Source organism: Streptosporangium sp. 'caverna', from assembly GCF_003203775.1.
GTDB classification, from domain to species: Bacteria; Actinomycetota; Actinomycetes; order Streptosporangiales; family Streptosporangiaceae; genus Streptosporangium; species Streptosporangium subroseum.
The window spans coordinates 4,151,629-4,165,658 of sequence record NZ_CP029711.1; the positions used below are offsets into that span (position 1 = coordinate 4,151,629).

Annotated in this window: 10 protein-coding genes; 3 read left to right on the plus strand and 7 right to left on the minus strand. The window is 68.1% G+C overall.

The features are described from left to right. Positions 1-6: 6 nt before the first annotated feature. The 4 genes from DKM19_RS18445 to DKM19_RS18460 all read right to left on the minus strand — a co-directional run bounded on the left by DKM19_RS18445 (position 7) and on the right by DKM19_RS18460 (position 6,987). Positions 7-1,593 carry a rhamnulokinase family protein gene (locus DKM19_RS18445; RefSeq protein ID WP_110696803.1) on the minus strand — a complete coding sequence of 529 codons (1,587 nt, stop codon included), beginning with the start codon at positions 1,591-1,593 and terminating at the stop codon, positions 7-9. 256 nt (positions 1,594-1,849) lie between these two features. After that, the gene (locus DKM19_RS18450; protein WP_110696805.1) at positions 1,850-4,252 is read right to left on the minus strand and encodes a M4 family metallopeptidase; all 2,403 of its coding nucleotides are present in this window, start codon (positions 4,250-4,252) and stop codon (positions 1,850-1,852) included. A gap of 1,171 nt (positions 4,253-5,423) precedes the next feature. Beyond that, positions 5,424-6,107, minus strand: a complete 684-nt coding sequence (locus tag DKM19_RS18455; protein WP_110696807.1) for an HAD family hydrolase — start codon at positions 6,105-6,107, stop codon at positions 5,424-5,426. Positions 6,108-6,339: 232 nt separating this feature from the next. Then, positions 6,340-6,987 (minus strand): helix-turn-helix domain-containing protein, encoded by a 648-nt coding sequence (locus DKM19_RS18460; protein WP_110696808.1) that lies wholly within the window; start codon positions 6,985-6,987, stop codon positions 6,340-6,342. Positions 6,988-7,146: 159 nt separating this feature from the next. On the opposite strand from DKM19_RS18460, the gene DKM19_RS18465 reads away from it, so the two are divergent. Next, complete coding sequence (locus DKM19_RS18465) at positions 7,147-8,415, plus strand: MFS transporter (RefSeq protein WP_162641581.1); 1,269 nt, start codon at positions 7,147-7,149, stop codon at positions 8,413-8,415. Between the two features lie 51 nt (positions 8,416-8,466). Further along, positions 8,467-9,171 (plus strand): SDR family oxidoreductase, encoded by a 705-nt coding sequence (locus DKM19_RS18470; RefSeq protein WP_110696813.1) that lies wholly within the window; start codon positions 8,467-8,469, stop codon positions 9,169-9,171. A gap of 98 nt (positions 9,172-9,269) precedes the next feature. Here the strand turns inward: DKM19_RS18470 and DKM19_RS18475 are convergent, their stop codons facing one another. Further along, positions 9,270-9,965, minus strand: a complete 696-nt coding sequence (locus DKM19_RS18475; protein ID WP_110696816.1) for a TetR/AcrR family transcriptional regulator — start codon at positions 9,963-9,965, stop codon at positions 9,270-9,272. Between the two features lie 200 nt (positions 9,966-10,165). On the opposite strand from DKM19_RS18475, the gene DKM19_RS18480 reads away from it, so the two are divergent. Next, a complete protein-coding gene (locus tag DKM19_RS18480) occupies positions 10,166-10,981 on the plus strand; it encodes an isocitrate lyase/phosphoenolpyruvate mutase family protein (RefSeq protein ID WP_110696818.1) in 816 nt (271 codons plus the stop codon). A gap of 1,322 nt (positions 10,982-12,303) precedes the next feature. Here the strand turns inward: DKM19_RS18480 and DKM19_RS18495 are convergent. Beyond that, on the minus strand, positions 12,304-13,308 hold the full coding sequence (locus DKM19_RS18495) for a peptidase (RefSeq protein ID WP_204358854.1): 1,005 nt from the start codon (positions 13,306-13,308) through the stop codon (positions 12,304-12,306). Positions 13,309-13,326: 18 nt separating this feature from the next. Next, on the minus strand, positions 13,327-13,854 hold the full coding sequence (locus DKM19_RS18500; RefSeq protein ID WP_110696824.1) for a hypothetical protein: 528 nt from the start codon (positions 13,852-13,854) through the stop codon (positions 13,327-13,329). Between the last annotated feature and the right edge of the window lie 176 nt (positions 13,855-14,030).

A 14,030-nucleotide genomic window follows, 5' to 3' on the forward strand; every position in this document is an offset into this window, starting at 1 on the left:
GCGTCCCTACGATTCCCCGAGATGAGAGCGCTCGCCGACGACGGCGCGTTCGTGCGATGAGGGCTCTCGCCGATGGTGGCGCGTTCCCGCGGCCACCCCGTCCGCGCGCGTGCCCACCGTGGGCGCGGCCTTGCTCCAGAACCTGCTGATACCGGTCAGCTGCCGGAACCGGGAGTAGGCGATCTCGTACGGCTCGCGACCGTCGTCGGGGACGAACAGGCGGGGCCGGAACGAGCGACGGGCGACCTCGCGCAACTCGGTGAGGGAGCCGATGCGGCCGTCGGCCATGACCTGGATCAGCAGGTTGCCGATCCCGACCGCCTCCACCGGCCCCGCGAGCACGGGACGCCCGCCGAAGTCGGCCGTGAGCCGGCAGAGCGTGTCGCTGGAGGCCCCGCCTCCCACGAGGTGTACGGCCTCCACCCGGCGGTCGCTGAGGAACTCCGCCTGCTCCAGGGCCCACCGGTGGGAGCACGCCAGGCTCTCCAGGACGCAGCGCACCGTCTGGGCGCGGTTCGCGGGCGGGGACTGGCCGGTCGAGAGGCAGAAGGCCGCGATCCTGGCCGGCATGTCCCCGGGCTGGAGGAACCCCGGATGGTCGGGGTCGATCAGGGGCCCGAAGGGGGGCGCGGCGGCGGCCTCGGAGACCAGATCCGCGTACGAGATCCGCGCGCCCCAGACCCTGCGGCACTCCTGGAGCAGCCAGAGGCCGTTGAGGTTGCGCATGAACCGCACGGTCCCCATGACGCCGCCCTCGTTGGTGAAGCCCGCGAGCCTGGCGTCCCTGGTCGTGATCGGCCTGTCGATCTCCAGCCCGGCCAGCGACCACGTACCGCACGAGATGTAGCCGACCGAGCCGGAGGAGACGGGAAGCGCCGCCACCGCCGAGGCGGTGTCATGACCCGCCACGGCGACGACGGTGATGCCATCGGGACCGCCGGCCCCGCCGGGGCCCTCACCGCGCAGCGGTCCGGCGACCGTGCCGGGCTCGACGATCGGATGGGCGAAGAGGCGGCGGGGGAGGCCGAGGCGGGCGATGAGGCCGCTGGACCACCGGCCGGTCCTGGCGTCCAGCAGCTGGCTCGTGCTCGCGATCGTCCGCTCGGTGAGCGTCTCGCCGCTCAGCCAGAGCGTGAACAGATCGGGCAGCATGGCCAGGTGGTCGGCCGCCTCCAGCAGCGGGGACCCGGCGTGTGCCAGCAGCTGGCAGGCCGTGTTGGTCGGCATGGGCTGGACGCCGGTCACCTCGTAGTGCTCCTGGGAGGAGACGAGGCCCATCAGGCCCGAGGCGTAGGGGTCACGGTGGTGGCGGGGGTTGGCCAGAAGCCGTCTGCCGCGGTCGAGGAGGGCGAAGTCGTTGCCCCAGGCGTTCACGCCGACGCTCGTGACCCGGCTCCGGGAGGCGGCCAGCGCGATTCCCCTGCGGGTCTCCGCCAGGAGGCTGAGGACGTCCCAGTGCAGATCGTCAAGAATGCGGACCGGACGGTTGGCGAAACGGTGCACTTCCCTGACCGAGAGGCGTTCACCATCGAATTCGCCGGTCAGCACCCGGCCGCTTTCAGCTCCGAGATCCACGGCCACATAGGCGGGCACCGTCCAAGCCTAGCCTGAAATCCCACTCCGAAATGGGTTATATATGGAAGATTCTGATGGTTCTTGCCGCGCTGTCGGTTCGAACGGCTCGGCTCGGTGAATACCATGCATCAGATAAAATGGCGAATATCAAGTTGTGATGGACCGAATTGATATATGGCGTGCGAGATGCCGCGTATGGTCTTCGCCTTACAGGCGGCGGACATGACGCGGCCCCGGCGCCTGTAAGGAGCCGGGGCCGCGAAGGGAATGGAAATCAGGACCTGGTGATCGTCACATTGTCGACCCCGGCCTCGATGAGGCTGGCAGGCAGGGTGTCGGCGGTCTCGATCAGGATCCGGACGGTCTGACCCGCGTAGCTCGACAGGTTGACCGTCGCGGTCTGCCAGGCTCCGACGCGGTTGGAGGCCGCGCCCAGCTGCTGGAAGACCTGGGTGTTGGTGGTGCCGGACAGCACGCGAACCCGGAAGTAGTCGGCGCTGGAGGCGTTGTTGAGGTGGGCGAGATACCAGGACAGGCTGAGCGTCAGCGTCCCGGTGGGCAGTGTGATCTCCGGTGACCTGATGCTGGTCAGCCCGCCGTCGACGTCGTAGTCACCCGCGGCGGTGCCGGCCAGGCGGCCGGTCACCAGGTCGTTGGTCCCGCTGACGGTGGTGCCGATCTGGAGGGCCGTTCCCGCGGAGGTGGTCGCCGCGGGGTCGCCGCGCTCCCACACGCCGGAGGTGGCGGTGTCGGTGCCGCTCGCGTTCGTGGTCCAGCCGAGGCTGGTCTCGAACGTGTCGCTGAAGACGACGTTGCCCGCCGCGCCGACGGTGAGCGTGAACGTGGCCGTTCTGTCGACGCTGGCCCCGTCACCGGTGACGGTCACGGTGTAGGAGCCGGAGGCGGTGCCCGCCGGGACCGAGATCGTCAGAGTGGAGGAGCCGCCCGAGGTCACCGACGAGGGGCTGAAGGAGGCGGTCGCGCCCGAGGGCAGGCCGGTCGCCGAGAACGACACGCTCTGCGCGCTTCCCCCGGTGGTCTGCGTGCCGACCGTCGCGGTGGCCTGCTGGCCGGGCTGCACGTTGGCCGAGGTCGGGTTGAGCGTCAGGGCGAAGTCGTTGACCGTCGTCCCACACGAGGCGGGCTCGCCCGAGGCGGCGGGAACGCTCACCGCGGTCCAGGCGGCCTTGGTCGCGTTGAACTCGGTGCAGGAGCCGGGGAACAGCTGGATCGCGGCTTCCAGTGAAGCCCTGCGGACGAGTTGGTGGGTCCAGGTCGTGGTCTTGCGCTGCAGCGCGCCCATGAAGATCTGGCCGGCCTTCTGGATGCCGATCCCGGTGAGGCTGGAGCCGTTGCAGGTGGGGCTGACCGGCTGACCGTTGGTCGGGTTGGTGCCCTGGGAGAGCAGATAGAACCAGTGGTTCTGCACGCCCGCGCCGCGGTGCACCTCAAGGCTGGGCACCGAGGAGGAGTAGCAGTCGGGGTGACCGGAGACCTGCGACGGCCGGTGCATGTAACGGATCGGCCCGTTGCCGGACAGGTTGACCTCCTCGCCCACGCTCAGGTCCGGCGGGTCGTACTGGGCCGGCTGGTTGGCGTAGAACTCGGTCAGCGCGCCGAAGATGTCACCGGTGGACTCGTTGAGCCCGCCCTTCTCGGTGCTGCCGCCCGAGCCGCCGGGCGTGGTCTGGAAGATGGCGTGGCCGAACTCGTGGGCCACCACGTCCATCGGGGTCGCCTGCCGCTGGTTGTCGGCTGAGTGACCGAAACTGGTGTAGCTGCCGTTCCAGAAGGCGTTGGCGTCGTTGAGCCCGACCCTGATGGGGAAGCCGCCGCCGGTGCCGTTGATGCCGTTACGGCCGAGCCACGCGCTCAGCATGTCCCATTCCTTGCCCACCGCGTAGAGCGCGTCCACGCAGGCGGTCTCAAGGTTGGTGCCCGTGGCGTTGCCCCAGCTGTCGTCGGGGCCGGTGTAGGTGGTGCCGGTCTGGCCGCCGCAGCGGACGCCCGAGCGGGCGGGGTCGGCCATGGAGTAGGTCGAGCCGGACAGGGTGGTGCCGATGGTGACCGGGCCGTTGTAGTAGCCGGCGCCTTGGCCGTCCTTGACCTCGTCCCACTTCTCGGCGACCTCACCGGTCTGGGCGTCGACGAAGACGTGGAGCTTGCTCTCGCGGCCCTGGGCCGTGCCGTTCACGACGACCTCGTAGGCGAGCCGTCCCGAGCCCTGGGCCATCACCGACAGCTTCGGAGCGGAGGCCGCGGTGACCTCGGCGCTCTCGGCCTTGGCGATCTCCGCGGCCTTGTCCGCCGACACCGTCGGGGTGACGCCGACGTTCAGCGTCTCGTTCTGGGCGATCGAGGTGCTCAGCACCCCGCCGCTGGGATTGGTGACGACGACGAAGTCGCCGCCGTAGACCGGCAGGCCGGAGTAGGTGCGGCTGTAGGAGACGTAGTTGAGCCCTCCCTTGCCCGGGATGGAGCCCTGGCGGAGGAACTGATCCCTGGCCGATGCCCTGAGGATGGCCGGGTGGGCTTCGACCAGGCGGTCGGCGGACTGGGCGGGGGTGTCGGGAGGAGCTAGGGCGGTCAGCCCGGCTGCTCCAGCCGATGCGGTGGACAGTGCCACGACCACACTGGTCGTCGCGGCCACTAGCGCAAACGCAACAGAGCGTTTCACGCGGTACTCCTTCTGCCGGGCGACGGGACCACGAACTCTTTTGGAGGACAGTCGTGGCCCGTCGAACCTTCTGGACGCGAGACCTCGCCGTGAAATCCGTGAACGCCGCGCGCTGGCGCTAGCGGAAATTGGGGCGGCGAGGCTCGCCGGTACTGGTGGGACTGATCCGCATTTGACTCCATCTATCCCTGCACGTCAATATTTTGGTAAACAATATTAAATTCACTGTTTGGTAATTAGTTGAGTGATTTACCTGATGTGCCTGATCAGTGCCCTTATGGCCGCTTTAGGACAAGAGGCGCATCATCGGCTCGGGGGACTGGGCAGACACCGGCCCGAGGCCTTCGCGCCGGCCGCCCCTGGGTGCCGGGCCCCGAGGTCGGCCGTTCCCGAGTGCCGGGACCCGAGGCCGGACGGCCCGGCGAATCATCCGGATGGCCCACCCCGGCGTATTCGATCGCAGCGACCCGTGCCGTCCATCCGTGGCGGCGAGAGGGGCCGGACGTCTTCGCTGCCTGAAATTTTCTTTTAATACATCTGCAGGTATTGAAACTTGCAACCATTGCGCGATTGGGTTCGTGGGTGCCCCCACGCCCCTCGCCCCGCATGGCGGCCATGGCCGTTGACGGTGCCTTGGGCGTAGGTGACGCCGACGCCGCGCTGCAGGATGGTGCCACAGCGCCGGCCGGTACTGGAGCGGACCGACGCACCTACGAGTGCCTCCCGAGGGCCGGTGATGCCTACGAGATTGCCGCTGCCGTCGTCTACTGACGGCGGCCTGGGCGTCGAGGTAACGTTCAGCGCGACCCAGGCGAAGTCACCGTTCGGAAGGGTCGACGCATGGAAGATGCCGAGGTCGTTCCGTTTGATGTCAGTGAGCAGCCACCGGTCATCGCGCGTTCCGTAACCGTATGTGGTCATCTGGTCAAGGAGAGTGTCCGGTGTGGGCTGGAACGGTTGTCGGGCCGGGGACAGCGATGCAGGCAAATGGCGGAAGGTTCTACGCGTATCGCTCTCCGTCACGTGCCCTGTCGCGCGGCGGGTGTGGACCAACCGCGACGGTCACCTGCTGGATGAGTGGATCCGCCGCCGCCACCGCAGGAGACTCGCCCCACCTGGCATCCTTCGTTTCAAAGACGGGGCGATGCTCAACGGGAGGCTCCCCTCGCCCTCAGAAGTGATCCTGCAGCTCGGAGAACTTCCGCAGCCGCAGCACTCCCTCGTCGTCGGGGTCGAGCTCGCTGTGCTCGAGCACCCAGGTGTTGTCGTTCGGGATGAAGACGGCGTTCATGCCCGCCTGCCGGGCGGGGAGGATGTCGGATTTCGGCGAGTTGCCGATCATCCAGGTCGTCTCGGGCGTCAGCTTGTGGTCCTGCGTGAGCCGCCGGTAGGTGTCGACGTCCTTCTCCGCCACGATGTGGATGCTGCGGAAATGGTGCGCGAGCCCGGAGATGTCCAGTTTGCGCTGCTGCTCGTCCGTGTCGCCCTTGGTGAGCAGGAGCAGGTCGTGCCGGCTGCCGAGGTCGGTGAGCGTTTCGGCGACGCCAGGGACCAGCTCCATGCGACTCTCCAGGAGAGCCGCCGCCAGCTCGTTGATGTGGCGGAGCTCCTCCGTGGTCGCCGGCCGCTCGCGCAACCGCTCGAGGCACTCGCCGAGACTGCGCAGGAACACCTTGCTGCCGTATCCGTGTGCGACTGCGTTCGCCGCCTCGATGTCGTTGAGGATGGCGCGGATCTCGGCCCTGTCGAGGGTCGGATGCTCCAGCCAGTACAGGAAGTCGTCGATGACGCGCTCGAAGAGGACGTTGTTTTCCCACAGCGTGTCGTCGGCGTCGAAGATAAGCACCTGTCCCATGAGCCTCACGCCGGCACCTCCGAGAGTGCGCTGTCGATGGCATTCGCGGCGGATCGCCACACGGCTCCGTGCCCCAGGCGGCCATGCGGCTCAACCTGGGCGAGGGCTGTCAGGTCCACGCCCCTCCTAATATTCTTGTCGGCTCGCGGAGATTACCAAGTACGGCCGCGAGCCTTACCCCCGGGGGAGGGTGGTCACGCGCCGCCGAACGGCGGGCGCCACACAGTCTGCTTCAGACTGGCTGAGGGATGGCGAACACGCGCAGGAAGGTGTCCAGCAGTTCGCGGCGGCCGGACAGTTCGACCAACCCGCACTTGGCCGCTTGCATGAGTTCCCGGTAGGAGGGCAACTCGTCCGGCTGGAAGGTGATCACGAGATCGGGTTCGGCTGGAGCCGGACCCACGCCGGCTTCGAGCTTGCCGTCGGTGACCACGAGGTGCAGCACCAGGTCAGGTGCGCGGATCTCCCAGCACGCGCTCAGAGCGGCCGCGGCTTCGGCGTCGAACACTCCCCGCAGATTCATGATCACTGACTCGGATGTGACGATCTCGCCCGGCCGCGGCTCGTCCATGTGGAGGGCTCCCCAGCGCCCGAGGGCGAAGATGGCCGGTTCGAGTTCGTGGCCGAGGGGGGTCAGCGCATAGAGGACGCCGCGCTGCGGCGCCGGCGCGATGCGGCGTTCGATGGTGCCTGAGTGCTCGAGTTCCTTGAGCCGGGTGGAGAGCACGTTCGTGGGAATGCCGGGCAGCCCGTCGAGCAGGTCGGTGTAGCGGTGCGGCCGCACGGCGAGGTTGCGCACGATCAACAACGCCCATCGTTCACCTATGAGCTCCAGTGCCCGAGCCAGGCCGCAGTACTGCCCGTAATCACGACGCTTCATGCGTCAACCATAGCAAACTTCTTCATTCGTAGTTTGATGCACTGAAACCTGTTTACTTGCAATAACGAAGTTTGTTCGTTTATGGTCGCTGCCATGACCGAACGGACCCGGGCGACCGTCGACCTCCTCAACGGCGTCAACCTCTGACCTGGTGGTTCTGTGAACAGTTCAAACGAGGGCGGGGTGCTTTCCGCCGCCGACCGGCGAGCGCGAACCTCGTCCGCGCGCCGGCCGTACCTGCCGCGCGCCGTCGGCTTCGTCGGTATCTCGGCGGCGATGGTGGCGATCCTCGTCGCGGCGGGCGCACCGACGCCGCTCCTGCCGATCTACCAGAAGAACTGGGGCCTCGCGCCGTGGGAACTGACCCTCGCGTTCGGCGTCTACGCCATCGCGCTCTTGATCGCGATCCTCGTGATCGGATCGCTGTCCGACCACATCGGCCGACGCCCGCTCATGATCGCAGCGCTCGCGGTCGAGCTGGCGGCGATGCTGGTGTTCCTGTTCGCGCCCTCGATCGGCTGGCTCATCGCCGCCCGCATCGTCCAAGGAGTCGCCACCGGGGCGGCCTCCAGTGCGCTCAGCGCCGCCGTCGTGGAGCTCGCTCCCGAGCGTCACAAAAAGCTCGGCGCCCTGATGACCAGTATGGCGCCCCTGGCGGGCCTGGGCATCGGATCGCTCTTCGCGGGCATCCTCGCCCAGTTCGTCTCCGACCCCGCGTTCACGGTCTGGCTCGTTCTCGTCGTGGTCATGGCCATCGGAACCGTCTTCACCGTGTTCACCCCGGAGACCTCATCTCGCAAGCCGGGCGCGTTGGCGTCGCTGGTCCCGCGCGTCTCGGTGCCGCCCCAGGTACGCGCTCTGTTCGCATCGACCCTGCCCGGGACGATCAGCGCGTTCATGACGATGGCGTTGTTCCTGGGGCTGGTCCCCATCGTGCTGGGCGCCGTATTCGCGGTGACAAGCCCAATCGTCGGCGCTTTGGCCGCGTTCGTCACCTTCGCTGCCGGAACCGTGGCATCGGCACTCACGACCGGCGTGCGACCTCACCACTTGAGGCTTCTCGGAGCCGGTGCGATGACGCTCGGCGCGATCTTGTTCATCGGGAGTGTCGCCGCCGGAGCGCTGCCTCTGCTGTGGGCTGCCGCTGTGTTCAGCGGGGCGGGGCTCGGCGCGTCATTCTCGGGCACCATGCGAGGGCTCGTGCCCGAGGTGAAAGCCCACGACCGCGGGGGGCTATTCGCCGCGATCTACCTCGTGGCCTATCTCGCCATGGGTATCTCCGCGATCGTCGCGGGCCAGTTCGTCGGGAGCGTCGGCGTGACGTCCATGGCAGTCGGCTTCGGGATCGTCATCGCGATCGTGGCCATGACCGGTGCGCTCGTCACCGGCACGCACTCCGCGCGGCGCCGAAAGGCCCACGCGGCATAGCCGATCTTCTCATCTCAACAGATCCATCCTGAAGGAAAGAGGAACAAGAAGATGACATCGCTCAACAACGCCACCGTCCTCATCACGGGCGCCAACGGCGGAATCGGTAGCGCACTCGTCAAGGCCGCCCTGGAACGAGGCGCCGGCCGCGTCTACGCCGCCGCGCGAAACCCCAAGGAATGGGACGACAAGCACGTCGTGCCGCTGCGGATGGACCTGACCGACCCCGCCTCGATCGAGCGGGCCGCGGGCGAGGCCGGCGACACCACCATCTTGGTGAACAACGCAGCCATCTTCCCCCGAGGCGACCTGCTGAGCGCCCCGTTGGAAGACATCACGGCGACCATCGAGACGAACCTGACCGGACCGATCCGCCTCACCCGCGCCCTCGCCCCTGCCCTCCGCTCGGCCAAGGGTGCGCTCGTCAACGTGGGTTCCGTCCTCAGCTGGTTCGCCGTCGGCAAGGCCCACAGCGTCTCCAAGGCCGGCCTGTGGATGGCGACGAACGCCCTCCGGCTCGAATTCGCTTCGGACGGAGTGCAGGTGCTCGGCGTCTACTTCGGCCCGACCGACACGCCGATGCAGGCGGGCAACGACGCGGCCGACATGCACCAGCCGTCCGTCGTCGTCGCGTCGGTGTTCGACGCGCTGGAGGCGGGCGAGCACGAGGTACTCGTCGACGAGATGACCAAGGGCGTGCACGCCGCGCTCTCCCAGCCCGTCACCGCCCTGTACCCGGCTCTCGCATCGCGATAGCCAAGCAGCAGCCCGGTGTGGTCGTGAACTCACGGTGATCACACCGGGCACCGGATGGAGCCCTTCTCGAGTCCGGTAAGTTCAGTCGCAGAGAGTGATCAGTGCCTGCCCCCGGTGATTCTCCGGGTGCGGGGGCCATTTGCCTGTTTCGAAGGGGTCATGCGGGAGGTCGGCGCCTGCGGCGCCTCGAAGGACTGCACATGATCGATGGCGGCGGTCAGAGCGTCACGCAGCGGGGTGATGTCGCGGGCGATCTGAGCGAGCAGCATGCCCCCCTGCATGGCGGCCAGCAGCAGGTTCGCCAGCCGCTCGGGGTCGGCGTCGCCGCGAAGCCGGCCGTGTTCGCGCATGCGATCGAGGCCGGCGCGCAGAACGTCTTTCCAGCGGTCGAAGTCGGCGGCGAGCTGGTCGCGGACATCGAGATCGGCCTTGACGATCTCGGCCGCGAGCGAACCCAGCGTGCAGCCCTCCTGGCACACCCGCTCATGGGAGAGGTAGAACGCGGCCCACTCCCGCAGGGCGTCGATGGTGTCGAACCCCGCGAAGCTGGATCCGGCGTGCAGGGTGAGGATTCTTTGCGTCTGCCACTCGATCACCGCGAGCACGAGACTTTCCTTGTCCGGGAAGTAGTGCGTGAGCTGTGATCCACTGACGCCCGATGCCTTGCGCAGCAGCTCGTTGCTCGTGCCGTGCACGCCATGGGTGTAGATCAACTCCGCCGCGTGCTCGACGATGCGCGCCCTGGCCGCGAGCCCCTTGGCCGTGAACTTCGCATCGGCCCCTTTAACGCCCATGACACAGAGCGTACTCCAGGATTGGGTTTGACAGCCCAATCTGCGTCCGGTTTACTGGGCTGCGTAGCCCAAAAACTAGAAGTTCATATTTCTGACCTGCGTAAATGCTGAGCGAGACCGACGGGCGGGCCGTCGGGTGGACCGTCGGACGGATACGGCGACGGTCAGCACGACACCATCCATCTCGAGAGGATAGAGCCATGTCTGGTACCACCTCGCGCGAGCGCTACGAAGCCTTCGCCGCCCTGCACGAGCAGAACAACGTCTTCGTCATGCCCAACGCCTTCGACGGACTGTCGGCCGCGGTGTTCGCCGAAGCGGGCTTCAAGGCCGTCGCCACCTCTTCGGCCGCCTTCGCCGCCACCCTCGGCCGCCTTGACGGTCGTCACGCGATCAGCCGCGACGAGCATCTCGCACACGCACAACTGCTCAGCCGGGCAAGCAGGCTTCCCGTCAACGGTGACTTCGAGGACGGTTACGGCGACACCCCTGACGACGTCGCCGCCACCGTTGAGGCCGCCATCGCCGCGGGCCTGTCCGGCATCGGCATCGAGGACACCTCCGCCGACCCCGACCACCCCATCCGTGACTTCGACGAGGCCGTGGAGCGCATCCGCCGCGCCGCCACCGCGGCCCGGGGACAGATCGTGCTGACCGGCCGCACCGACAACTTCATCCAGGGCCGGCCGGACCTCGACGACACCATCCGCCGCCTGACCGCCTTCGCCGAGGCCGGCGCGGATGTGCTGTTCGCCCCCTACCTGCCCGACCTGGACGCCGTCGCCACCGTCGTCAAGGCGGTCGCGCCCAAGCCCGTCAACGTACTCCTGGGATGGTCGTCGGGCGATTTCACCCTCGATGACATCCAGCGGGCCGGTGCCCGCCGCATCAGCTTGGGTGTCGATCCCTACCTGCACAGCCTGAGCGCCCTGCGCACGGCCGCCGGCAAGCTCGCCGGAGGCGACCTCGCCGCCCTCCCCACCACGATGGGCTTGGAGCTGCTCCACGCGCTGTAGTCCGACTCGACGGGCGAGTCGCCCACCCCGCTCCCGAGGGGGTCTCGGCTCGTCCGTCGAGAAGTCCGTACGACGCGGCAGGCGTTTCGAAGAGCAGGCCGCAGCGACGCCGCACCTGCCGCACATGGCGGTTTTCGTTCATCGAGAGAACGCGGCGGAGCGGGACGCGCGCCGTGGCCGGGCCGACGGAAATCGGAGATGAAAGGCATCATGACCTCCCCGAAGAACGACCCCACCTCCGGCGACGGGCCCGCGCCGATGCGATGGGACCACCGGCGCAGGGACGTCCTTTCGGTGCGGACCGTGTCGACCACGCGTGAGGCGCCCAACTGCCGGGCGATGCCGGGGAAGGCGGCGGCGAACGCGCCCAGCGCGCCGTGGGACGAGGACGCTCTCGCCCGCGGACATGGTGATGGCGCGGGTGAGAGCGACGTGGGCCATGATCGTGTTGGGGACGACGGCGACCGCGAAGGCGGGATCGATGTCGTACCCCTGGGTCGACACGACCCGCGCCTGGTCGCTGAGATGCACCGACTCCGACCCTCGCGGCGCTGTACGAGGAGGTGCCGGCCTGGGGCCACGTCGCGCTCGACTTCGCCCCACGGCTCGACCACCTGTTCAAGGCGTGCGCGATCGGACTCGCCGCGCCGATCATCCCGGCCGACGCGAGCTAAGGAATCACTTGTCTAGGCCCTCCTGGTGACGTTCCATGTTTTTCGGCGGCGTAGCGGTTCGGCTGTGGAACCCGTGGAAGACGCCGTCCGCATCGGCGCTCTCGGCGAACTCGCCGAAGTCCATGGTGGCGATGGAGAGGATGGCGTGAATCCCGGGGAGTTCAGAGGGGATGACGCGCGTCTCTCACGTGAATTCCAGCTCGATGACCAGGAACGGCATCTCCTGCGAATCGACGGTGACCCTGTCGGCGATGACGAAGAGCGGGTCTTTATAGCCGTCCGGGATCAGGGCGAGGAGCTGCTGCGAACGTTGCCCGAGGCGGCACCAGCGCGAGGCTGTCGCGGTCGGTGGTCAGGCTGCGACAAGGCACTGTACGCGGCGTATCCGCTCTCGCTACCGCAAGGTGCCCTGTCCGGCTCGCAGGATGGCGCGGCGCGCGGCCTTCCACCTGCTCCTGATGCTGGAGGCCACGGGCAAGAACCACCCGTCCACCAGGCTCCCTCAGAGCAAGCTCATCACGTACTTCCCGAGCACGAAGAAGGAGCGCGAGCACGTTCGGCGCGGGCGACGGCCTGAGCTGACGGCCCGCCGGGCGGATCACCGGCGGGGTCCTTTGCGGTACGGCGGGGCCGTACCGCAAAGGATCGTCACGGCCCCGCTTGGGCGACGCGACGACCGCGCCTGAGCAGGGCGACGGTCAGCCCGGTCGCGGTCAGGACCAGACCTGCCGTGATCGCCACCGGAAGGAGATCCGCCTCCGTCGGCACCGCCGCCGCCAGACCGGCGGAGGACGGGAAGCGGATGGTCGCCTGGGCGACGCGTTTCACCAGCCCGCTCTGCAGGCGGATCCGTGCCTTCCACGGTCCGTCGGGCACCTGGTCGCTGAGAGGCACGGTGGCGGTGCCGATGCCGCCGGGAGGGAGGGTCGTGCCGAGCTGGACGTCGAACGGCCCCGCGCTCATGCCCCCCGGGCCCTCGGAGAGCCGCAGGTCACCGGTCAGGTCGAGGGCACGGCCCCCCGTGTTGTGCACCTGGGCGAGGACCATCGGCTTGCCGTCGGCCGTCCGCTGGGTCGTCAGCGTGTCGATGGTGAAGTCCGTCGGCGGTGCGCCACCGGGGCCGACCGAGAGGTAGATCCGGACGCCGACACGGTTCACCTCGTTGACGCCGCCGGGCGGCGCGATCGTGGTCACCTCGGCCCACACCACGGCGTAGCGCTCCCCGGCGGAGGCCTTGTCCGGAACGGTGACGGCCACGGTGGCCATGGAGCTGCTGTGCGGCGCCAGGGTCAGCTCGCGAGGGGCTACCGAGGTCCAGGTGGACAGCTCATTGGAGATGTGGCCGTCGGCGAACGTGAACTTCCCGTTGCTGATCGACGCCGCGGCCGGATAGACGGCCACCCGCAGGCGGTCGTCGGTCGTGTTGGACACCTCGATCCGCCGGTCGATGACCATGCCCGGCTTGAGGTGGTCGACGATATAACGCCGGGCCCGTGGGTCGGCCCGGGTCACGATGGGCACGTCGACCAGCCGGATCCCGATGCCGTCGGGTGAGGGCCGTCCGGCTGCCTGAGCGGATGCCTGCGATGTACTGATGGCCGGGGCGAGCGCGACGGCCACCAGTAGCGCAAGAGAGGTGAGATGGCGGAACACGATTTTCGATGATCCCGGCTAGGCCACCGAGTGGGTGATCGTGCCGGTATAGACGCCGGTGACGACCGCGGCCGGCAGGTTCACGGTGATCGTCGGGTTCCAGGTGGCGGAGTTGTTTCCGATGCCCGCGGCGAGGGAGAAGGCGGTGCGCGGTGAGGCGAGGCTGCCGGGAAGACCGGGTGTGAAGACTCCGAGGCCGGTCGTGCTGGTCGGCAGTCCCGCGGAATAGTTGACGGCCGAGTTCGGGATGGTCTCGGCCGGTGTCGCGCCGCCGGTGGTGAAGGACGTGGAGCTGACGGTGACGGTCCACGAGGCGACCAGGGCACCGCGGGCGTCCGTCACCGTGACGGGTCCCAGCTGGCCCGAGATGCTGGCCGCGCCCGCCGCCGCGCTGCCCAGGTTCGCGGTCGGCGGCACGGTGATCGCGAGAGCCCCGGCCGTGATGGTGAATGTGACGATGGTGTCGCCGGTGGTGTCTGCGACGGCGGGCAGGGCGAGGGCCGTGGCAAGGGCGGCCGCGGCCATGACGAACAGTGGACTACGCATAGTGGATCCCAAAGCCGGAGTGACGAGAGCGTTCGAAAACGAGCTTCTCCACGCGAAGTGGATCAAGCCTTCAGAAGCTAACACGCTCTGTTTGCGATCATTTACGCTTCGTGATCGCATTGAGGTCAAAAGTCTCGCCAACTTCGCCTTTGGCGTTCCGTGCCTCGTCCCGGCCG

Coding starts and splice junctions, on each gene's coding strand:
- DKM19_RS18460 (WP_110696808.1), bottom strand. CDS start 6,987: ATGAAGCGTCGTGATTACGGGCAGTACTGCGGCCTGGCTCGGGCACTG.
- DKM19_RS18480 (WP_110696818.1), top strand. CDS start 10,166: ATGTCTGGTACCACCTCGCGCGAGCGCTACGAAGCCTTCGCCGCCCTG.
- DKM19_RS18500 (WP_110696824.1), bottom strand. CDS start 13,854: ATGCGTAGTCCACTGTTCGTCATGGCCGCGGCCGCCCTTGCCACGGCC.
- DKM19_RS18455 (WP_110696807.1), bottom strand. CDS start 6,107: ATGGGACAGGTGCTTATCTTCGACGCCGACGACACGCTGTGGGAAAAC.
- DKM19_RS18470 (WP_110696813.1), top strand. CDS start 8,467: ATGACATCGCTCAACAACGCCACCGTCCTCATCACGGGCGCCAACGGC.
- DKM19_RS18475 (WP_110696816.1), bottom strand. CDS start 9,965: ATGGGCGTTAAAGGGGCCGATGCGAAGTTCACGGCCAAGGGGCTCGCG.